Here is a 21,350-nt window from a genome sequence, read left to right as displayed (position 1 = left end):
GTATATTGAGGATGAAAAACGTTGCTTAGAAAACAAGTGACGTTTTTTTATTGGTTTCAGAAAGAGTTGTAAAAGTTTCTTATGGGAGTATATGTAAAAATGTTTTATTTTCCGAAAAATAAGATTATTTTGTTATATTGATATATAAATGGGCTTTGGTGTATGTGAATATGATAGGGGGAAAAATATGAAAAAACTTCATAAACTGACATTGATATGTATCATTTTTATTTTTTGTAATGCTTGTAGTACACAAACAGAAACAACGAAAACAGAGAACAAGAATATAAATCAGAAAGAGAGTAAGAAAATAGATAATGAAAAACAAGTTGCTCATTCTATTCCTGTTACGTTTGAAGAAATCGTGAAATATCCGAATGGAAAATATAACAGGAAGTATAAAGTGGGATTATTAGACATATCGAAAGAATCGGAACCGATTATGAAAGAGGTGGCTCATGATACGGAATCAAATATAAAGTCTGCTGATTTGAAGAATAAATCAAATAGCGAGCAAGTAGAACTATATGTACATACGATGTATAGCTTATTAAAGCAGGATATCACACCCTTTGACAAAATACCGTTACAAATTTTAGAAATAGGCGGATTTGAGGAGAAAGAAAAGAGTAGCACTGGTACGAAGGGAGAGCAAAAAAACAAAGAGAATAGTGGAAACTATAACATTGAAATACTATTAGATGCGAGTGGGAGTATGGCTGGTAAAATTGGCGGGGAAATGAAGATGGATATTGCAAAAGAGGCAATTCAGCAGTTTGTCTCCGGTTTACTAGAGAATGTTCATGTTTCGTTGCGAGTATACGGACATAAAGGATCAAATGATGAAAAGGATAAGGCGGCCTCATGCGGAGCGATTGAAAATGTGTATACAATACAAAAGTATGATCAAACAACGTTCCGTCAATCATTAGATGGGTTTCAGCCTGTAGGATGGACACCGCTTGCTGAAGCAATTAAAAAATCAACAGAAACGTTTCAATCTGCAAAAGAAAATGATAAAAATATAATTTATATTGTAAGCGATGGAGTGGAAACATGTGGAGGAAATCCAGTTGAAGAGGCTCAGAAAGTTTCGAATTCAAACATAAAACCTATTATGAATATTATTGGATTTCAAGTAGATCATGAAGCAGAAAAACAATTAAAAGAGATCGCGGAAGTAAGTAAGGGGAAATACGTACTAGCAAATAGTGCAAAAGAGTTACAAGATCAGTTTAAAGAAACAGGAAAAGATATTACGAGTCGTAGATTAAAGGCTGGTGGAGCTCAAGTAGATTTAAATATGGCTAGCGTCAGTGATAAAATGAAACTTGATGAATATGAACGGAAAACGAAAGAAAATATAAGAAGCGTTCAGATTGCTATGAAGCATACGGTTACAATTCTACATAAAGACGAAAAAATGAGTCAACAACTAGCTGATGAAATAGAGAAAAAGATAAACGATTTAACCGAGAAGCAAGGGAAACAAGTGGAAATGGCATATAGTCACTTCCAAGAAAAAACAAAAAAGCATTATGAAGAGATGAGTAGGTCGATTAAAAGCGAGTAATTGCTAGATAATCCAAAAGGTAATGAGGGATTTTATGTTACCTTTTGGATTAGGAAATATGAATCAAGTTTTCAAGTGTTAGAATGATTGGTTTTGCGCAGGTTTAATAAATTGTTCTGGGTTCTCAACAAGCCCGCATACTGCACATTGGACACGATAGGAAGGTCCTTGATATGCCATATGAAAAGCATTCATTGTTTCGTTTGTATATTCTTCTTCAATTTGACCAGTTTGTGGATTTAATTTTACTGGCTTTATTTGCTGCTCAAGAATATTAAAGCGAGTGCGATTTGTTTTACAACTTGGGCAAAGCATTGGTTCCATATGTATACACCTCCATTTTTAGCATCTCTTTATATGAAGAAATTTATTCAAAAGCAAAAGTTATTGATGTACAAGCAATTATATTTAACCATCCCTGTAAAAAAAGTTTCTCAACATAAATCGTTGATTATTATATTTAAAATTCAGAAAAGATAAAATATAATAAAAGTATGAACTGGTTATGTCCAAACCAATCTCCTGTTTTATGCCAATATGTTTGAGACCGAGAAATCGGTCTTCTTTTTTTTGTTTATAATTATAAATACTGTCATATAAACAAGGTTTTCTACGTCCTTTGTCGAATTTTTAGAAGAGAATTTGAAAGGGGGATTACAATGAACTTAAAAATGAAATATGTCATTTTATATGTGGAGCGATATGAAGAATGTCTTCGGTTTTATAAAGATCTTTTATGCTTACCGATAAAAGGCGAACATGGTACATACATTGAGTTTGATACCGGAGCAACAATTTTAGCGATGAATAGTAGAGAGGATGTACGAGAGTTAACGGGATTATCAATTCCAAAGGGTGAATCAGAATCCTCTAATTTTGAAATTGGATTTGTTGTGGAGGATGTTAACGAAACGATTTCGGGATTAAGAGAAAAAGGTGTAAAGGTATTAGTGGAGCCAATAACGAAACCATGGGGGCAAACCATTGCTTATGTGTCTGATCCAGATGGTAATTACATAGAAATTTGTAACTCATTAGAGTAGAGGGAGAAAAGAGAATGGGATTTCCAATCTTAGAAACTGAGCGTTTAAAATTACGGGAATTAACATTATTAGACGCTGAAACAATGTTTTATTATTTTGAGAAGGCATCTGTTATCCGTTACTTTGGTATGGACTCTTTTCAAAATATGGAACAAGTGAAAAATACGATTCAAACTTTTAGAAAAAAGTATGAAGAGGGAAATGTTTTACGCTGGGGGATAGAGCTAAAAGGAACAAATCAATTAATTGGTACATTTGGATTTCATTTAATCAATCCAAATCATAAGAGAGCCGAAATTGGCTATGAATTAGATGATACGTATTGGGGAAAAGGGTATGCATCTGAGGCTTTACAGGCAATTCTTACATATGGATTTGAAACACTACAGCTAATAAGGATTGCAGCAGTTGTTTATACAGAAAATGAGGCTTCACATCGATTACTGAAAAGAGCTGGTTTTCAGGAAGAAGGATTACTTCGAAAATATATGATTCAAAATGGTGTAGCTCATGATACTGTAATCTATTCATTATTAGAAGAAGAGTGGAAAAGATAATGAATTCAAACGAATTAGTAAAAGTGATTGCTGAAAATACAAGTAATCGTTTTATTCTAGGTATAGATGGTCTGAGTCGTTCGGGAAAAACAACATTAGTCAAGCAGCTAGAAGACGAATTGAAACAAAAAGATATTCCATTTCATATTTTTCATATTGATGATCATATTGTGGAGCGCAATAAGCGCTATGATACTGGATATGAAGAGTGGTATGAGTATTATCAATTACAATGGAATGTTGAATGGTTGCGGCAATATTTTTTTCATAAATTAAGAATCGAAAATCAACTAAACCTTCCGTTCTATAATCATCAAACGGATTCCTATGAAATGAGAGAGGTAATTATACCTAAGCCTTGTGTAATCGTAATAGAAGGTGTCTTTATCCAGCGGAAAGAATGGCGAGCATACTTTGACTATATGGTATATTTGGATTGCCCAAGGGAACAAAGGTTTCTTCGTGAAAGTGAGGAGATACAAAAAAATCGTCCGAAGTTTGAACGAAGATATTGGAAAGCGGAAGATTTTTATTTGAGGACGGAATTTCCGAAGCGGAGGGCTGATCTAGTTTTAAATGGATAGAGCCATCAATCTAAAAATGAGAAATATCTTAAAACGGGAATTAGCACATTTTCAACCTAATAATTCCATTATGGTTATATATAGAATTATTCATTATGGAATTTAGTTTAAGTGAGGTTTATATTATATGATTCGATTAATTATGGAAAGAGATGCAGAATCCTTTTTAGAATTATGCGAAAAAATTGATGGAGAAACGGAATTTATGTTATTTGAGGAAGGGGAAAGAGCTACTACAATTGAACAACAACAAAATTTTATCAACAAAATATCTCAATCTCCTAATTCAGCTATTTTTGTTGCTGAGATTGAAGATAAATTAGTAGGATATTTGATGGCAATTGGTAGTAAGCCTAAAAGAATTAGACATAGTGTTTATATTGTTGCTGGTGTAGCACATGAAAATAGCGGAAAAGGAATTGGGACCCAGTTATTTAAAGAACTTGAAAACTGGGCAAAAACTATTGGTGTAATTAGATTAGAGTTGACGGTAAGGATAAATAATACATCAGCAATTTCTTTATATAAGAAACTGGGTTATGAGATTGAGGGGATAAAAAGAGCTTCTTGTATTATTGATGGAAACTTAGTTGATAGTTATTATATGTCTAAGATTTTGAAATACATGTAAAATGAGATTTTTCTAAACATTCATTTTTAAAAATGGGTTTATTTTAGAAGTTGTGCTATTAAACTAACGATGCAGGTTAGTAAATGAAGAGACAAAGAAGTTATTATGCTACTTTTTAAATAAAAGTGTTCTTGTAAATTGAGAGTGTAAGGGGAAAGCAGGATGCTAGAAAATCGTGTTAGGTTGAATGGAGGATTTAATAACGACGTTTTTTATATTAAAGAGAAAGAAAGGGTAGTTAGAATTTCTGATAAGAGTAAAACAAAGGAGATGGTTTTACAAGAAATAGAGTGGATGAATTTTTTATATAAAAAAGGTGTACTTGTACCTAAGCCAGTAATTCCTTTAGAGTGTGAGGAAGAACGGGTTAAAACATATTTTGAATTTATTAAGGGCAATCAAATTGATGTTACAAATAAATCCCACTGGAATGAAAAGATTTTTAAAAAACTCGGTAAAAATTTAGGAAGAATGCATGCGCTATCCAAAGAATTTAAATTACAAACAATACAACGTCCTGAATGGAAAGTTGAAAGTCCTGATGTCTTTAATCTTAGAAGAAAGTTAGATCCATGGATTAAGGAAAAATATGAAAAGTTGGTACACAGTCTAACTTCATATATTATTACGCCTGATACTTTCGGACTTATTCATAATGACTACCATCAAGGAAACTTAATTATTAATGAGGAAGGTTGTATAACCACAATTGACTTTGATGAATGCGCATTTAATTGGTACGCTCAAGATATTGCAGTAGCTTTCTATCATGCTTATTGGCAACATAGTTCCTTCAATGGCAATACACATTCCTTTTGTGATATATTTATGAGTAATTTTTTTGCAGGATATAAAACAGAAAATATGCTTCATAAGGATATAATTATACAAATTCCTATTTTCTTAAAAATAAGAGAGATTTATTTGTATCAATTATTCATACAAAAATGGGATATGAATAATTTAGAAGAATGGCAAGCATACACCTTACATAGCTTAGAAGACAAAATCAAGAATCAAGTGCCATATGCAGGTATTAATGATTTTTCTATTTTTTTATAGGATGTCTCAATATGTACATTACATTTTATTAATGCACTAACGGGTGCTTTTCTTGAATATGCGACAAATATTATTCATCACCCTAAGTCTATTAAAAATCAAAAATCCCAACTTTTTATCTAGAAAGTAGTTTTTTTGTAAAAGGATTTGCCTTTTTCTTAAAGCACTACACCAAATTAAAGAAGATGGTATAGTATTGGAATATCATCTTCTTTAATTTCTTTGTATAATAAAAGAATATTTCGAGATTTGATTAATTAATAAAAGGTAAGTGTTAAGGAGGAACTGGAAATGACGGATTCGTTTAGAATATATACTAGCATGTCACGCTGTTTAAACTTTATGATTTATATTCAAAATATTTATCTTAATCAAAAAGAGGAAAAAGAAAACATGAGGTTTCCTTATATAGCAAGAAAATTAAATTTCTCCAATGATTTTGAAGTGAACTTTAAAGAATTATGGAGCACGCTTCGTAAGCAAATCGCTAATGAAAAAAATGAAATGCAGACTTTTTACGAGGGGAATTATAGATTTTATGAACAGCTATTTGAAGCAGATTTATCTAATGAGGAATCATTTAAGGAAATTGTTCGTGGCTTTGAAGTATGGTGGACAAGCTTAGCAGATGGCTTCTCATTAGAACGTTCTGTCGATGAGTATGGACAACAGCTTTATAATGATTTGGTTTTGTATTTTGAACAAAACCAAATAGAGCCTTTAAAGCAATTGTATATTAGTTTAATTTATGACGAATGTGTACTAGTAGATGAAGAAAATATTTCTCCTTACTCTGCCATTTTACCTACTCAAAATTTTTTTATGAATTATAAAGATATGGTTATTAAATTATCGAAATGTTTTAATGAAGCTTAAAAAGGGTGATTATTAATTATTGGCTTTCCGAAAATGAAACAACTTTATTATCTCTGCACAATAAATAGAAAAGAGACGCATGAATTCATAAATTGCATCTATGCGTCTTTTTGTTTAAGAATTCGATAAAAACAGAAGATAAAATATGGTATTTATAGAATTTAATACGTAACAAAATAAGGAGAGATACAATGGACGTCTTACATGTAACAAGTAGAAGAAGGGAAACGTATGACGTTCAAGTAAAGCATTCGATACTTTTCGAATGCGTTCTTGGAATTGCAGCCATTACGAATGCTAGACTGATGGATACGTTAGAAAAATCTCAAAGTGAATGAGAAGAGATAAGACAATCAGTAATGGGGAAATCTTTATCTTTATAGAATAATTAGAAATTTATGTTATGGTATTATAAAAGTTTCGGAGGGGAAAAGGATGAAAGGAAATAAAAAGGAGATACAAATAAACGACAAAGTGATTCGTTATACACATATAGAAATGGGTTTCAAAAAGATTTGCTTTATGTTTTCAGGTTCAGGTTACAATTACGATAAACCCTTGTTTTATTATTCGACGATGTTAATGCTCCAAAACAAAATCGATATTGTCCATATCCATTACTCTTATGATGAGAAAACAATGAAAAAAACGATTGAAGAAATAACAAAAATAATGATGGATGATATTAATCCTGTGATTTTAGATGTTTTAAAAAATGGGCAATACAACAATTCGATTTTTTTAGGAAAATCACTCGGAACAATTCCAATTGCGAATGACTTAATGAAGAGAGATGAATTCTTAAAGTCAAAAATGATTTTATTCACCCCTCTAATAAATTTTGATTCGATTTTTGACTCAATCTTGAATAGTCATCATGAAGGGCTTTTAGTTATCGGGGATAAAGACCATTATTACAATGCAAATCAAATTGACCAATTAAGTAAGTCAAATGTAACGATTGATGTTATCCAAAATGCAAATCATTCCTTGAATGTTGGAGAATTTGAAACAAGAAATTCAATTTTAGCTTTATCAAGGGTAATGGAAAAACTCCAAGAAACCGTTAGGGCAAATTAGTGATAAATTGACATTATCAAAAGTTCACTAATTTGGGTGCTAATTTAATTGCTAAAATAAATGCAAGAGAGGTGCTAATTGCACCTCTTTTTACATGGACGTTTTTAATTTTCATTTCAAATCCGATCCCGTTATGGAAAAAAGTGGCGTTTTCTATTGGGTTAAGAAAGGTATTTAGAAAAAGATATGAAGAAGGAAGTGTTATTCGCTGGGGGATCGAATTAAAAGAAACGAATCCATTAATTGGTACATGTGGAGTTCATTTAATCAATCAAAATCATAAGCGGGCTGAGGTTGATTATGAACTAGATGATACATATTGGGGAAAAGGCTATGCATCTGAGGCATTGCAAGCAATTCTTACATATGGATTTGAAACAATGCAGTTCATAAGAATCGTCCGAAGTTTGAACGAAGATATTGGGAAGCGGAGGATTTATAATTGAAAAAGGAATGCCAAAGCAAAATGCTGATGTAGTTATAAAAGGATTGCTCTTAATAATGAATATAATAATAGTTTCTAAAAAGCTAGCAAATGCTAGCTTTTTTTGTATTTATGATATCTATACCTTTTTAATACGACGAGACATAATACCAATTTTTCTCGATTTTCGTGATTTCTTTAAATTCGCTATTAAAATCAGATTTGTTTGGTTTTACATCATTTGGTGCATAAATAAATCCTGAAAAATTATCCAATATACCTCGGTAAGTAAAAAAGAAAACTAAAATACCATTTTCGCCATGTTGTATTCGTACATCTCCACCGCCTTTTGAAGTAGTTGCAAATTGTTTAGGTAAGTGAATTTGTCTATTATCATGATTAACATTAGGAGTTAATTCTTTGTGATTGATAAGCTCTACAACTTCTGTACGGTTTTCTTTGTGGATTATAAAATCTAACTTTAGATAGATTAGTGTAAATGGCGTGCACAGCCAAAAAACTATTATTATTATTTGAATAACAAATGGTTTCCAATTTTTATATTTGATTACATGTATAATCGTAAGAATAAACATTACGAAAAACCATCCATGGATTGTTAATGATAAAAATGGCATAGCGAAAGGTGTAAGTAATTCTACTAAATACCATTGTAAAAAATGATAAAGGATAAGAATGAGACCGCTTGTTATTGTAATTTTTGTTAAGTTTTTATTCATATTCTGTATGCCCTTTCAATTCCGAAAAACATAACTTTAGTGGGAATCTTTTGAATTATTCTATTTCTATTGTATTATATTATAAATTAAATATACAGTAAAAAAAGATAGATAAGGAAGAAATACTTTCTGCCTTATCTATCTTTTTGTTTTTATATACAGTGTAATATCTTGAAAATAATGTCATTAGCAAATGGTTTATGAATTTTCTTGAACTGTAGTGCAAGAATTAAATTCATGCGTTTTTTTCTTGAATTACTTAAAATTCTGAAATTATAGAAGGATAAATTCGATATTTATAGAATTTAAAATAATAACAAAATAAGGAGGGATACAATGGAAGTATTGAATTTGACAAGTAGAAAAAAGGAGACATATGACGTTCAAATCAAGTATTCATTACTGTTTGAGTGTGCGCTCGGGATTGCGGCGATCACTCATAAAAGGCTGATTGATACGTTAGAAAAATCTCAAAGTGAGTGGGAGGAGATAAGACAATCATTATCAGCGGAAATGATAGAGCATTTACGTTTCGTAGAGAAACATAACACGTGGAAAGCGTTGTTACAGCTATTATATCGAGAGGATTTTATGAATTTATCTGAGTTTATTCAGTATATTAACTCGTTATCAGAGGAGGAACTAAAGTATATATGCATTCCATTTGTCGGCTATACATATCAAGAAAAAAGAAGGAAGGCAGCAAATGGAGAGATGAAAGCAGTTCAGGACTTAAAAGAGTTAACAAGTAGCAATCCATTTTTTCCTGCTTATATTGATTTCATCTGTAAAGCGGATATAGAAATGCTTAAAGAGCATTTCATTACAGTGATGACAGGCTGGTATGAAGCTATTATTGAACCGGAAGCAGAAAAGCTATCACTTATACTAAAACAAGACTATGAAACGAAATGTAAAATGAACGAAAAGATGAAGGCCGAAGAATTTGTTGAATGGGCAACAGGCGGTGTTACCTATTCTCCAGAGCCAAGTGTACATCATGTTCTTCTTATTCCACAATACACGTATCGACCTTGGAATATCGAAGCAGATATAGAAGATACAAAAATATTTCATTATCCAATCGTAAATGAAAGTATACATCCAGAAGATCCATATCAGCCAAGTTATTTTTTAGTTCATAAACATAAGGCTTTAGGTGATGAAGCAAGATTGAGAATTGTAAAATTGTTATTTGAAAAAGATCGTACATTGCAGGAGATAACGGAACAATTAAATCTTGGGAAGTCAACAATTCATCATCATTTGAAAATTTTAAGATCTGCGAAGTTAGTTGATATTCAAGATGCAAAGTATATTTTGAAAAAGAAAGCACTAGAGGCTATATCGAAAGAGTTGGAATTCTATTTAAATCATTAATTATAAATTTGTACATCCAAAGGTAAAAGATAAAATAATTTTACTTTTATAGAATATGCACAATAGGAGGAGAACTAAAAATAAAAGTTGGTGCAAAATGGGGAGAAATATTTTAAAAAATCGATCGTTTTTCTTTATGTGGATTGGTAGCGCGATTTCTGAATTAGGCGGTGCATTTGGTACCCTATGTAATTCCATTCTTATTTATCAATTAACGGGCTCGAAAATGGCCTTAGGAAGTATGTGGCTACTTTACTTTATCCCATCGCTTCTTTTACAGCTTGTCATTGGTCCTTTCATTGATAAGTGGAGCCGGAAATGGATTATGATTGTATCTCAGTGGACACGTGGGCTAGCTTTTTTACTCCCTTTATGTATGATAATCATTGGAAATATAGAAACATGGCATATTTTTGTTGTACAAATAATCGTGGGGCTTATCACCCCATTCAATGTACCAGCCAATCAAGCGATTACACCAATAATTGTATCAAGGGAAGAGCTACAAACAGCGAACGCTTATATTGATGGTATGGTTCGTCTTATGATGTTTTTAGCCCCTGTATTAGGGGGAATTGTTATTGAGTTTATAGGCGTAAAGCTAACTTTATTTTTCGTTTGTTTATTTCTATTTATAAGTGGTACTTTACTGTTATTTATACAGGAACATAGAGTAGCTCAAACTGTTCGTAAAAGTTGGTTAAAGCAATCTATTGAAGGATTTACCTATTATTTCAAACAACCCATTATCGTTTGGTTAGGTATTTTTCTCACATTTGTTCAATTTGGAGTCGGTGTAACGATGGTTATCAACCTTCCATATATAATAGATGAGCTTTCGGCAAGTTATGCTGATTATGGATATTTTATGGCAGGTTTTCCCCTTGGATATGTAATTGGCTCTATACTTGTTGGGAAAGTTCAGTATCATAGTCGACGTCTTCTCATGCTTGGGGCGCTATTGGTAGGAGGAATCACATATATTTCACTAGGCCTAAATCATAGCATCATTTTAGCAGTTATGATTGAAGTTGTAGCGGGCGTATGCATGGCGTTTTTTAATGTCCATAACACGACAATATGCCAGCAAACTGTGCCAAATGATATGATGGGGAAGGTATTTTCGGTACGCTTATTTTTAATAAGAGGTGCGATGCCACTAGGTGTTTTAGTTGGAGGAGTATTGAGTGAGATATGGGGAGTAAGAGCGTTGTATATATTCATTGGATCTATCATATGTCTGACTTCTTTAGCTGGAATACTGTTTCCATATTTTAAATTTCTTGATGAATCCATCCGAGAAAAATCAGCTTGAAACATTTTAATTGAAAATGATTATCGAAATCAATTATAATAAAACGATAATATATTTATTTGCATACAAAGGGAGTGGGATATATGTTTATCGAAACGAAAACAATTACAGTTAAAGAAGGAACTTCAGACCTTGTTGTTCAGCGTTTTTCTGGAGAAGGTATTATTGAAAAATTTGAAGGGTTTATCGACTTAAGTGTTCTTGTTAAAAAGGTGAGAAGAGGGGACGAAGAAGTCGTAGTTATGATTCGCTGGGAATCTGAAGATGCATGGAAAAACTGGGAGACAAGTGAAGAGCATTTAGCAGGGCATAGAGCAAGTCGCGGAAAACCAAAACCAGATCATATTTTGAAATCGGAGCATGCGGTTTATTATGTGAAATCATCGAAGTCTGCTTATCAGCAGTCTTAATCAAAAAAGGAAATAAATTTTGTGAAATATAAGACATGAAGTGTCATAAAGTTTTTTAATATCAATGTTTTGTTTATAATATATGAAAAAAGTACATCACGCATAGTGGTGTACTTTTTTATTCACTTGGTATGTGTAAATGTGTAAGCAAACACAAATAATATAAAACATGTTAATAACAAGAGAGAAAATCCTTTGGAGACTCAATCTTAACTTGCCGTTGATAGGGTATTACCAGTATTTTTGAAAAGATAAGTTAAGCTAAATAGACATGAAATGATAATTTTATCCACATATAGTGTGAATGTACATATCTCCACATGATACAACCTGTTGGACGGCAATGGTAGATTCTATACAAGGAATTGGATATATGAGCACTTGAAAAAGAGAAGCAATTCGTATGTCAAATGTTAAAAGATTGCATACAAGTATCTTGGGATTTTGATGACAGAACTCTTCCGTATGATTTTTAATAGAAAATGGAACAAAAGAAACTTTTATCTTGTCTATATAAAGGAGTCAATTATAAAACATGAGGAAAGGTGTTTATGCTTATGCAAATAAGCTTGAGGTGTTGAGATGGAACATAAGGTTATTGAAAATTGCAATCATGATGAAATTGATAATGTTATAAGAGAACATTGGCAAGACGTATGGAATTATTCATTCATTATTACAAAAGATACACATTTATCAGATGATATAACGCAAGAGGTGTTTATAAAAGTATTTAAAAAGTGGGATTCATTTCGGAATGAGTCCTCTGTTAAGACATGGTTATTAAAAATTACAAGGAATACAGCTTTAAATTATTTAAAGTCCTCCTATTTTAAGAGGATTTCTTTAGTAAGTTTTTTTCGACATGATAAGGAATATCCGTCAGCAGAAAAACAATTTTTACAAAAAGAAACTATGAATGAAGTTTGGGACACCGTATTAAATTTGCCCCAAAAACATCGTGAAGTATTAATACTAGATGCAAAATATGAATTATCTTATGATGAAATTGCTGAAACATTAGGCGTGTCTATTGGAACTGTGAAATCTAGGCTACATCGCGCTCGTGCACGAGTTTCAAAAATATTATCGGAGGATGAATTATGAACAATGATAGAAAGCCGGATTGGTATAAAGAATTAAAAGGTGGGCCTATGAAACAGCCTCAAGACGAAGAGGAATTTATTTATAAAATAAAACAATCTATATACCAAAATAGGGAGGAAGGTTTCCCTAAAATTAGAAGGCCATTTCGTATAAAGACATTCACTGTTGCAGCTGTTCTAGTTTTTACGGCTGTGCTGTTTAACTTTCAACAATTCTGGTTTGGAAAAAATGAACCACCTGTGCAAAGTAGCACTCAAATTGAAGTTAAGATGAAAGATGAATCTAATCAAGATCAATCACTAAAACAATTTATGGATGAATTAAATCAAAACACAAGCTTAAAAAATAAGAACGATTTATATAGAGTATTGGATGAAGAATTTGTTTTTAAGGGAGAAAAGTATAGTAAAAATGAATGGAAGTTCGATGATGATATTTTTCATGATTTACAAGTAGCTCTTGCAATGGGGGGAGAATTTGTGAATGATACGAAAACATTATATAAGATACCAAGTGGATTGGCAGAAAGTAACCAAACGAAGCAAGAACGTTATTTATATGCTACTGTTGTTGGGGAAGAAACAAAAATTTTAACTCAACCAAAACATGATTCACGCGTTTTATATCGGGTATCTAACGAAACTGTAAAAGCATGGATTCCGGAGAAAGTGAAGAATGATGGATATATAAAAATAACTACAATGAATGGTTATACTGGCTACGTAAAAGAAGACCATGTATCAATAGATATCCAGTATTCTTTCATTTTTGAAAAACAAAATGATGGTATGTGGAAAATAAAGAGTATAGATTCTATATGGTAAAAGAGAAAGGTTCACTTTATTGAACCTTTCTCTTTATTTTTTATTCTCTTTTTGGAGAGTATCCCACTCCTTTAAAATTTCCGCTGCAACAAGTGCTGCACTATTTCTTTCAGAATTACCACCAGGAATAATGACAGAAATAGCAATATGCGGATTTTTAGTAGGGGCATATGAAATAAATAGAGAATGATTTATAACTTTCTCTTGTTCATTCGGCGAACCTGTTATTCCCGTTTTACCAGCAACGTCAAAGGGTAAGTTTTTAATTTCTTGTATGTTTTGACTCATTCCACTTTGTAAAACATTCCAGAATCTTGAAGGATAACGATTTGAACTTTCTAAAATTGGTTTAAATTCTTTTGTTTTTTTATCACCGTTTTCCATAATTGCATTCACGATTTGAGGTTTGTATTTGTCACCTTTATTTGCAAGAGCAGCCGCATATTGGGCGAGTTGGAGAGTAGTGTGTACTTCATTTGCGCCCCAAGAAGCATTCAATAAAGCAGAAATCCCACTTTCGAAATTACTAGATGCATGTAACTTATATTGTCCTTCTTCTTCAAAGGGCAAATCAATCCCAGTTTTTGAGCGAAGACCGAATTGTTTTAAATAACTCGTCCACACGGTTGCCACTTTTTCTAAATTTCCATTATTTTGATTGAATAATGGAATTGCTACTTTTGCTGTCATAAATGTATTTGATGAGTTAATGATAGCTTGACTCGGTGTAATTTCACCAGTTGGAGTTCCAGCAGCATTGGTGATGTTATTTTGATTATTATACTGAAAGCGACCTTTATCTAAATACGTATCTTCAGGCTGAAAAAGTTTTTCGTTTAACCCAATTAATATAGTAAGCGGCTTTATAGTTGATGCCATATTTACATAGGAATCACCATACTTTAATTTTTGGATTGTTTTATTTTGAGCAAGTAATTGGATGTTTTCTTTTTCAGACGATGATAAAGGTGTATTGAATATATTTGGATCAAAAACTGGCGAGTTAGCCATAGTTAATATTTCTCCTGTTTTAACATCTATCACCACAGCATAACCAGCAGTAGCATCAGGGGTTTTCTGAATTTGGGATCTTAGTGCTTTTTCAGTTTTTTGCTGAAGTTTATAGTCTAGTGCTAGCTGAATATCTTTTCCTCTTTGAGGACTTTGTATGTTCCATAAGAACTTTTTATTTTTTATTTTAAAAGTGAGAGTTTTTCCTGGTTTCCCTTTTAAATCGTTTTCATATTGAAGTTCAATGCCGTTTTTACCAACAGGAACATAATTAGAATCCGAGTTATTTTTTTCATAGTCAACATACCCAATTACTTGTGAAGCAATTTCATGATGTGGATAAACACGTATCCACTCATTTTTTACTTTTATATTTTTGAAGTTGTTTTCGTTTATAAATGCGAATTCTTTATCATTTAAGTTTGCATGTAATCGTATTTCATTTTTATCATGATGTTTATAAGATTTTTGTAATTGTGAATTTATATCATCTACTGAAATCTTATGGTTAAACTTGGATGAAAACTGATTTAGAAAACTTGATATCTTCGCTACTTCTTGATCGGCTGGACAATCAATATTATAGACATAATACAAAGATTTTACTTTTTTATTTGTGGCTAGTATGACTCCATTTTGGTCAATAATTTTTCCTCTTTCAGCTGCAGAAGTTTTGATAGTAAACGAAATAAAACTCGTTTTGAATAAAAACATCAAAATAACTCCTAAAATGAATAAAACTGCTAAAATTATCCACCTCTTTGATTTTTTATGTAACATAAAATCCTCCCTTACCCAGATTCTATTCTATATTAAAATTTATTATTTTTTTTGTAAATGTGGGAACAACTTTATCATTTGGATTGTCTATTAAGTGTAGTAGCGCTTTTAGAGAAGTAAGCTGCTAGGAAAGGAGCAATGAAAATGAAAAAGAAACTGATATTAAAAGTAGGTCTATGCGCAAGTATATTAGGGATTAGCCAATTTGCCAGTTCAATATTTCCAGTACAAGCTGCCGAAAAAGTAGAGCAAATAAAAAATAAAGATCAAGAGAAAGATGTATCCATTTCACAATTGTATCCAAAGGTCTGGATGCATACAAGCATTGGAGTGGTAAATGGAACACGTATTCCTGCAAATGGTTTAATTCTTGAAACGTCTAAAGGACTAGTACTAATTGATACACCTTGGAATGATGATCTTACAGATCAACTGCTTCAAATACTAAAAAAGCAATTTCCTACAAAAGAGGTCACAGAAGCAATTGTGACTCATGCTCATGACGATCGTATAGGAGGAATTAAAACGCTGACTAAAAAAGGCGTCAAGGTACACAGTACGGCTTTAACTGCTGATTTAGCAGAGAAACAAGGTTTTGATAAGCCTCTTGGAGACTTGAAGAAACGCGATAATATGCGATTTGGTGATATAAACGTGGAAACATTTTATCCAGGAAAAGGACATACACAAGATAACATAACAGTATGGTTACCAAAGTATAAAATCCTATTTGGAGGATGTTTAATAAAATCACTAGATACGCAAGAGATTGTACAAACTCCAGGTTCATATGTATCTAATTGGTCAAAGGCAATTAAAAAAGTAGAAAAGAAATATAGCGATATAAATATTATTGTACCAGGACATGGAGATCCCGGAGATAGTCGTTTATTTACTCATACGTTGAACTTGTTAAAAAATAATGAAAATTAATAGGGTGTGACGGCCACGTAATATAGAGGAATAGCCTAATTTTTGTTTTAGATATATTAATAAAAAATAAGGAGAACTGCTTATGATTGAATGCAGTTTCTCTTATTCTTTATCCCGCATTAACGGGTAGTAAGTCCCCACCTTAAGGGTCAGAGAGAAACGAGGAAGAGAGGTTGGGGATAACTGCCCGTAAAAGCCCGGTTAGTGAGGGCTAACCATCAGTGAGGGATGAAGAAAACGCCCACTGATGGAAGTTTCACTTTATGTAAATAGAGGAACGATTCCATTTTCATCTATTCAATTCATTAATTGAATGAACCGCTACCTTTTAGTTTTCTTTGTATAAAGATCGAATAACACATATGCGTGAATTTGTATATGAAACTGTAATCTGAATGAAACTCATTAAAAAATGGAGGATATATGAAAAAGCAAACAGGAAAGAAGCAGAAGACATCGATATCTATCCGATTAAACATCCTATTTTTCTGCGTATTTATACTATTTTCGGCTATTATTTTTCAGCTAGGAAAAGTACAAATTGTTGATGGAGAGACCTATAAAAATCAAGTAGAAAAAAATGAAAATGCAACAACGAGTATACCAGTTCCCCGTGGGAAAATTTATGATCGAGAAGGGAAACAGGTTGTTGATAATAGAGCACTTCGTACGATTACGTATACAAGATTGAAGGGTGTAAGCTCTGAAGACATTTTAAAAACTGCAAAAGATATTGCAAATATACTTGAAATATCAGAAGAAGAAATAAATAAATTAACGGAAGTAGATAAAAAAGATTTTTGGATGCAATTAAATAAAAAGCGTGCTAAAGCAAAGATCACGAAGCAAGAAGAGGAAAAATTTAGAGAAAAGGGTATAGAAGGGAAAGAGTTAGACAAAAGAATCGAAGAGTTAAGACGAAAACGCATTACAGAAGAAGAATTAGGAGAGCTCACGCCACAAGACTTACAAGTATTAGTTATTAAAAGTAAAATGAGTTCTGGTTATCAAATGACACCACAAGTTATAAAAAAAGACGTGACAGAGCAAGAGTATACGAGGATAAGTGAAAATTTAGCGAAATTTCCAGGGATAGATGCGACAGTTGATTGGGAACGAAACTATGTAAATGGTGATTTATTCCGTTCGGTATTAGGTAATATAACAAGTGCTGAAGAAGGGTTGCCAAAAGAACACTTAGATTCTTATTTGGTCCGCGGATATAATCGGAACGATCGCGTGGGGAAAAGTTATATTGAACAGCGATATGAAGATGTATTACATGGAACAAAAGAAGAAGTTAAAAATAATATTGATAAAGCAGGAAATGTTGTTCAAACGGAAACAGTCTCTAAAGGAAAAAGTGGTAACAATTTAACTTTAACAATTGATATGGAGTTACAAAAGAAAGTAGAAGAAAGTATAGAAAAAAATTTAAAAGCTTTTAAGAGTTCTGAACCATTAATGGATCGTGCTTTTGTTGTCATGATGGATCCAAAAACGGGACAACTTTTATCTATGGCTGGTAAGAGATTTGTAGAAAAAGATGGGAAAGTAGAAGTAGAAGATTTTGCATTAGGTAACATGGTAACTTCTTATGAGTTAGGATCAGCTGTAAAAGGTGCTACTTTATTAACTGGATACCAAACAGGAGCTATACAACCAGGGACCCAATTTTATGATGCACCTATGAAGTTTAAAGGTACGAGAGTTAAAAAATCATGGAATGTATCTGGATTTGGGAATATTAATGATTTAAGAGCTTTACAAGTATCATCTAATGTATACATGTTTCATACAGCGTTACAAATAGCTGGAGTGAATTATGTACCAAATAGTTCATTGGATATTAAACAAGCAGCATTTGATACAATGCGTTATTATTTTAAACAATTTGGTTTAGGGGTTCCAACAGGAATTAATTTACCGAATGAAATAACTGGACAAACAAGACAAAAAGATAGCCAACCTGGATTTTTATTAGATTTTTCTATTGGACAGTATGATACGTATACACCACTACAATTGGCACAATATATTTCAACTATTGCAAATGATGGATACCGAATGCAACCTCAAATTGTCCAAGAGATTCGAGAACAAACAACAAAAAAAGAAGAAATTGGAAAAGTTGTACAATCTATAGAACCTGTTGTGTTAAATCGAGTGGATGTGAAATCGGAATATATTGATCGAGTAAAAGAAGGGTTTAGATGGGTATTTCAAGAAGGCGATGGAACTGGTGTGAAATATTTCCAAAAGGCTCCATATAAACCAGCTGGGAAAACAGGAACAGCTCAAACAGTATATGGAGGAGATAGTAAAATTGGAAGGAATGAGAAGGGAGAACGTATTGAGTGTTACAATTTAACATTAGTTGGATATGCTCCATATGATAATCCAGAAATAGCATTTTCTATAGTAGTCCCTTGGGTTCACAATGATAAAGGCGGTATTAATTCATTAATTGGAAAGGATATATTAGATATATACTTTGACTTGAAAAAGCAACGTATGAATGGTGAAGCTACTAATATAGTGAATCCTAATCAGTAATAGTGAAATTTCGTTCTCTGTAGGGAAGGTAATGATTACTAGGATCCAAGTTATATTGTTTATCCAGTTATTCGCGGGCAGTAAGACTCTCACCTCAAATTTCGGCGAAAGCAAACAAGTTTAGGTGGGACTCAATTGTCCGTAAAAGCCTGGTTAGAGCGGGCTTATTAAGGTTGTACTTTATATTAAGAAGCTTTTTGAATAAAAGAATTAAGGTGAATTTGTGGAATAGCAGCTAGTATAGTTGCTATTCCACAGGTTTTTAATAATAACTTTGTTACCAAGATATAGAACATTATTAAATCTCAGGTTCATATTAATCAGTAGAAAACGAGCGGATGTACACTATTTATAGCAAGTTACTCATGTAAAAAGGATTATAAGAATTATTTAAGCTATTTTGATTTATTTAAAGGAGAAGTTTGAATTGAAAAAAATATGGATACTACTTTTCTTTTGTTTCACATTTATATTGGTAGGATGCAATAAAGGCGAAACTTCAGAACAAGCATTTGAAGCATATGTAAAATTATGGAATGACAAAAAATTTGCAGATATGTATGATCAACTGTCAAAACACGCAAAAGAATCCATTTCAAAAAAAGAATTTACAGAGAAAAATGAAAAAATTTACGAAGGTATTGGAGTTGAGAATTTAAAAATTAAAAGAGAGAAAGTAAGTAAAGATAAAAAGGAAAGTAAGGTCATTCTTTTTACCGTAAGTATGGATACAGCAGGAGGAGAAATTTCTTTTTCACATGAAGCAACACTTGTGCAAGAAAAAGATGGAGATAAGAAGTCTTGGAAAATAAATTGGACCCCAGACTTTATCTTTCCAGGGATGAAAAAAAATTATAAAGTCCGTCTGCAGACAGAGCAAGGAAAACGCGGTGAAATATATGATCGAAATGGAAAAGGGCTTGTAGTGAATGGAAAGGCAACTGAGGTTGGAATTATTCCAGAAAAATTAGGAGATACTGCAACACAAACGAAAGAAATAATAGCGCAATTACTTAATATGTCTATCGAAGAAGTCGATCAGAAGCTTACAGCGAAATGGATTAAACCAGATTCCTATGTACCAATTGGTATTTTACCAGAAGGACGAACACAAAGTGATTATATTTCGTTGGAAGGTGTTTCGTCTCGTCCAGTAAAAGTCCGTACATATCCATTAGGAGAAGCGGCAGCACACTTAACGGGATATATAGGAGAAGTAAATGCAGAAGAGTTAAAATTGCTTCAGAAAAAAGGATATCAAACGGATGATTTAGTAGGTAAGACAGGATTAGAAAAAGTCTTAGAAAATAAATTGCGCGGTGAAAAGGGTGGACGCGTATTTATGGAAGATGAGAACGGAAAAGAGATTAAAAACTTAGCAAAAACAGAAGCAAGAGATGGAGAGAATGTTACATTAACAATCGATGCCTCAATTCAAGAAAAAATCTATAATGAAATGAAAAATGAAGCAGGATCTAGTGCAGCGATTAATCCAAAAACGGGTGAAACAATTGCCCTTGTAAGTAGTCCAGCTTATAATCCAAATATAATAGTTAGAGGGGCATCAAAAGCGCAACGTGAAGTATGGAATAATGATTTGAAAAATCCAATGATAAACCGTTTCACACAGGCAGTTGTACCAGGATCTGTATTTAAAACAATTACAGGGGCAATTGGTTTGGAAGCAAACGTTATAAATCCAACGGAAGAGTTTAAAATTGAAGGATTAAAGTGGACAAAAGATTCATCATGGGGAAATTATTATGTAACACGTGTGAAAGATGCTAGTCCGATTGATTTCGATAAGGCAATGAAGTACTCTGACAATATTTATTTTGCACAACAAGCTTTAAAAATAGGAAAAGATCAGTATGAAAGCATGCTTAAGAAGTTCGGATTTCATGAAAAATTGCCGATTGAATACGAATTTCCTATGTCAATCATTGCAAAAGATGGGATGAAAAACGATATTCAACTGGCAGATACAGGATACGGTCAAGGACAAGTATTAATGACACCTCTTCATTTAGCTTTAACATATGCACCGATTGTAAATGAAGGGAATATTCCATCTCCACATCTGATACAAAAAAAAGTGAAGAATTGGAAAGAGAATGTGATTTCTAAAGAAAGTCAAAGAATATTAAAAAGTGCGTTAATAAAAGTAATTAATGATTCCGATGGTGCCGGAAAAATTGCTAGGATTGATGATATGACTCTTGCTGGTAAAACAGGTACGGCAGAACTAAAAGAATCAAAAGAAGCAGATGGAAAAGAACTCGGATGGTTTGCAGCTTTCGATGCAAATGCGCCGGATATGATTGTTACAATGATGATTGAAGATGTGAAAGGAAGAGGGGGTAGTAATGTTCCAGGTGAAAAAATAAAACATATTTTTCAGAAGTGATACTTAGATTTTATCATTAAAAAAGAACCCTTTTAATAAAGAGGGTTCTTTTTTTAG

18 protein-coding genes and 3 pseudogenes are annotated in these 21,350 nt (G+C 32.4%); 18 read left to right on the top strand and 3 right to left on the bottom strand.

From position 1 onward, the window contains the following. The first annotated feature begins 187 nt into the window (after positions 1–187). Complete coding sequence (locus tag C564_RS0114215; RefSeq protein ID WP_018765778.1) at positions 188–1,573, top strand: vWA domain-containing protein; 1,386 nt, start codon at positions 188–190, stop codon at positions 1,571–1,573. A 78-nt stretch (positions 1,574–1,651) separates the two neighbouring features. Here C564_RS0114215 and C564_RS0114210 read toward each other — a convergent pair whose 3' ends face one another. Continuing rightward, positions 1,652–1,897 (bottom strand): hypothetical protein, encoded by a 246-nt coding sequence (locus C564_RS0114210; protein WP_003198313.1) that lies wholly within the window; start codon positions 1,895–1,897, stop codon positions 1,652–1,654. 335 nt (positions 1,898–2,232) lie between these two features. Here C564_RS0114210 and C564_RS0114205 point away from each other — a divergent pair, with 335 nt between their 5' ends. The 9 genes and pseudogenes from C564_RS0114205 to C564_RS37440 form a co-directional block, all read left to right on the top strand. Beyond that, a complete protein-coding gene (locus C564_RS0114205) occupies positions 2,233–2,616 on the top strand; it encodes a VOC family protein (protein WP_003198317.1) in 384 nt (127 codons plus the stop codon). Positions 2,617–2,630: 14 nt separating this feature from the next. Next, a complete protein-coding gene (locus C564_RS0114200; RefSeq protein ID WP_018765777.1) occupies positions 2,631–3,173 on the top strand; it encodes a GNAT family N-acetyltransferase in 543 nt (180 codons plus the stop codon). Then, a complete protein-coding gene (locus C564_RS0114195) occupies positions 3,173–3,757 on the top strand; it encodes a kinase (protein WP_003207558.1) in 585 nt (194 codons plus the stop codon). The genes C564_RS0114200 and C564_RS0114195 overlap by 1 nt, the downstream gene beginning before the upstream one ends. A gap of 127 nt (positions 3,758–3,884) precedes the next feature. Further along, positions 3,885–4,388: a GNAT family N-acetyltransferase gene (locus C564_RS0114190; protein WP_018765776.1), complete on the top strand. Its 504-nt coding sequence runs from the start codon at positions 3,885–3,887 to the stop codon at positions 4,386–4,388. 162 nt (positions 4,389–4,550) lie between these two features. Then, entirely contained in the window at positions 4,551–5,450 is a 900-nt protein-coding gene (locus C564_RS0114185; RefSeq protein WP_003198327.1) for a phosphotransferase enzyme family protein, read from the top strand. A gap of 291 nt (positions 5,451–5,741) precedes the next feature. After that, complete coding sequence (locus tag C564_RS0114180; RefSeq protein ID WP_018765775.1) at positions 5,742–6,326, top strand: hypothetical protein; 585 nt, start codon at positions 5,742–5,744, stop codon at positions 6,324–6,326. Positions 6,327–6,517: 191 nt separating this feature from the next. After that, positions 6,518–6,661, top strand: a pseudogene (locus C564_RS36185) (ArsR/SmtB family transcription factor); the annotation flags it as partial. Between the two features lie 100 nt (positions 6,662–6,761). After that, positions 6,762–7,406 (top strand): alpha/beta family hydrolase, encoded by a 645-nt coding sequence (locus C564_RS0114170; RefSeq protein ID WP_003198331.1) that lies wholly within the window; start codon positions 6,762–6,764, stop codon positions 7,404–7,406. Between the two features lie 167 nt (positions 7,407–7,573). Next, positions 7,574–7,804: pseudogene (locus C564_RS37440) on the top strand (GNAT family N-acetyltransferase); the annotation flags it as partial. Positions 7,805–7,979: 175 nt separating this feature from the next. Here the strand turns inward: C564_RS37440 and C564_RS0114160 are convergent. Then, positions 7,980–8,570, bottom strand: a complete 591-nt coding sequence (locus C564_RS0114160; RefSeq protein WP_003207433.1) for a hypothetical protein — start codon at positions 8,568–8,570, stop codon at positions 7,980–7,982. A 336-nt stretch (positions 8,571–8,906) separates the two neighbouring features. On the opposite strand from C564_RS0114160, the gene C564_RS0114155 reads away from it, so the two are divergent. The 5 genes from C564_RS0114155 (at position 8,907) to C564_RS0114135 (ending at position 13,606) form a co-directional block, all read left to right on the top strand. Beyond that, positions 8,907–9,950 (top strand): ArsR/SmtB family transcription factor, encoded by a 1,044-nt coding sequence (locus C564_RS0114155; RefSeq protein WP_018765773.1) that lies wholly within the window; start codon positions 8,907–8,909, stop codon positions 9,948–9,950. A 97-nt stretch (positions 9,951–10,047) separates the two neighbouring features. Next, positions 10,048–11,265, top strand: coding sequence for an MFS transporter (locus tag C564_RS0114150; protein ID WP_018765772.1), 1,218 nt, complete (start codon positions 10,048–10,050; stop codon positions 11,263–11,265). Between the two features lie 83 nt (positions 11,266–11,348). Then, positions 11,349–11,675 carry an antibiotic biosynthesis monooxygenase family protein gene (locus tag C564_RS0114145; RefSeq protein ID WP_003198339.1) on the top strand — a complete coding sequence of 109 codons (327 nt, stop codon included), beginning with the start codon at positions 11,349–11,351 and terminating at the stop codon, positions 11,673–11,675. 582 nt (positions 11,676–12,257) lie between these two features. Then, the gene (locus C564_RS0114140; protein ID WP_003198341.1) at positions 12,258–12,782 is read left to right on the top strand and encodes an RNA polymerase sigma factor; all 525 of its coding nucleotides are present in this window, start codon (positions 12,258–12,260) and stop codon (positions 12,780–12,782) included. Further along, a complete protein-coding gene (locus C564_RS0114135) occupies positions 12,779–13,606 on the top strand; it encodes an SH3 domain-containing protein (protein WP_018765771.1) in 828 nt (275 codons plus the stop codon). Before C564_RS0114140 ends, C564_RS0114135 begins: the two co-directional genes overlap by 4 nt. Positions 13,607–13,617: 11 nt before the next feature. On the opposite strand, the pseudogene C564_RS33495 reads toward C564_RS0114135, so the two are convergent. Continuing rightward, positions 13,618–15,397 (bottom strand): annotated as a pseudogene (locus C564_RS33495) (peptidoglycan D,D-transpeptidase FtsI family protein). 144 nt (positions 15,398–15,541) lie between these two features. Between C564_RS33495 and bla the strand changes: the two are divergent. The 3 genes from bla to C564_RS0114115 all read left to right on the top strand — a co-directional run bounded on the left by bla (position 15,542) and on the right by C564_RS0114115 (position 21,293). After that, a complete protein-coding gene (bla, locus tag C564_RS0114125) occupies positions 15,542–16,330 on the top strand; it encodes a subclass B1 metallo-beta-lactamase (protein WP_018765769.1) in 789 nt (262 codons plus the stop codon). A 423-nt stretch (positions 16,331–16,753) separates the two neighbouring features. Next, positions 16,754–18,886, top strand: a complete 2,133-nt coding sequence (locus C564_RS0114120) for a peptidoglycan D,D-transpeptidase FtsI family protein (RefSeq protein WP_018765768.1) — start codon at positions 16,754–16,756, stop codon at positions 18,884–18,886. Positions 18,887–19,313: 427 nt separating this feature from the next. Further along, a complete protein-coding gene (locus C564_RS0114115) occupies positions 19,314–21,293 on the top strand; it encodes a penicillin-binding transpeptidase domain-containing protein (RefSeq protein WP_018765767.1) in 1,980 nt (659 codons plus the stop codon). Positions 21,294–21,350 lie beyond the last annotated feature (57 nt).

The organism is Bacillus sp. 105MF (assembly GCF_000374885.1).
Classification (GTDB): Bacteria; Bacillota; Bacilli; order Bacillales; family Bacillaceae_G; genus Bacillus_A; species Bacillus_A pseudomycoides.
The sequence above is the reverse complement of the archived record's forward strand: the minus strand, read 5'-3'. Positions and strand labels throughout refer to the sequence as shown.

Coding starts and splice junctions, on each gene's coding strand:
- C564_RS0114150 (WP_018765772.1), top strand. CDS start 10,048: ATGGGGAGAAATATTTTAAAAAATCGATCGTTTTTCTTTATGTGGATT.
- C564_RS0114155 (WP_018765773.1), top strand. CDS start 8,907: ATGGAAGTATTGAATTTGACAAGTAGAAAAAAGGAGACATATGACGTT.
- C564_RS0114215 (WP_018765778.1), top strand. CDS start 188: ATGAAAAAACTTCATAAACTGACATTGATATGTATCATTTTTATTTTT.
- C564_RS0114195 (WP_003207558.1), top strand. CDS start 3,173: ATGAATTCAAACGAATTAGTAAAAGTGATTGCTGAAAATACAAGTAAT.
- C564_RS0114200 (WP_018765777.1), top strand. CDS start 2,631: ATGGGATTTCCAATCTTAGAAACTGAGCGTTTAAAATTACGGGAATTA.
- C564_RS0114120 (WP_018765768.1), top strand. CDS start 16,754: ATGAAAAAGCAAACAGGAAAGAAGCAGAAGACATCGATATCTATCCGA.
- C564_RS0114180 (WP_018765775.1), top strand. CDS start 5,742: ATGACGGATTCGTTTAGAATATATACTAGCATGTCACGCTGTTTAAAC.
- C564_RS0114185 (WP_003198327.1), top strand. CDS start 4,551: ATGCTAGAAAATCGTGTTAGGTTGAATGGAGGATTTAATAACGACGTT.
- C564_RS0114145 (WP_003198339.1), top strand. CDS start 11,349: ATGTTTATCGAAACGAAAACAATTACAGTTAAAGAAGGAACTTCAGAC.
- C564_RS0114190 (WP_018765776.1), top strand. CDS start 3,885: ATGATTCGATTAATTATGGAAAGAGATGCAGAATCCTTTTTAGAATTA.
- bla (WP_018765769.1), top strand. CDS start 15,542: ATGAAAAAGAAACTGATATTAAAAGTAGGTCTATGCGCAAGTATATTA.
- C564_RS0114170 (WP_003198331.1), top strand. CDS start 6,762: ATGAAAGGAAATAAAAAGGAGATACAAATAAACGACAAAGTGATTCGT.
- C564_RS0114210 (WP_003198313.1), bottom strand. CDS start 1,897: ATGGAACCAATGCTTTGCCCAAGTTGTAAAACAAATCGCACTCGCTTT.
- C564_RS0114140 (WP_003198341.1), top strand. CDS start 12,258: ATGGAACATAAGGTTATTGAAAATTGCAATCATGATGAAATTGATAAT.
- C564_RS0114135 (WP_018765771.1), top strand. CDS start 12,779: ATGAACAATGATAGAAAGCCGGATTGGTATAAAGAATTAAAAGGTGGG.
- C564_RS0114205 (WP_003198317.1), top strand. CDS start 2,233: ATGAACTTAAAAATGAAATATGTCATTTTATATGTGGAGCGATATGAA.
- C564_RS0114160 (WP_003207433.1), bottom strand. CDS start 8,570: ATGAATAAAAACTTAACAAAAATTACAATAACAAGCGGTCTCATTCTT.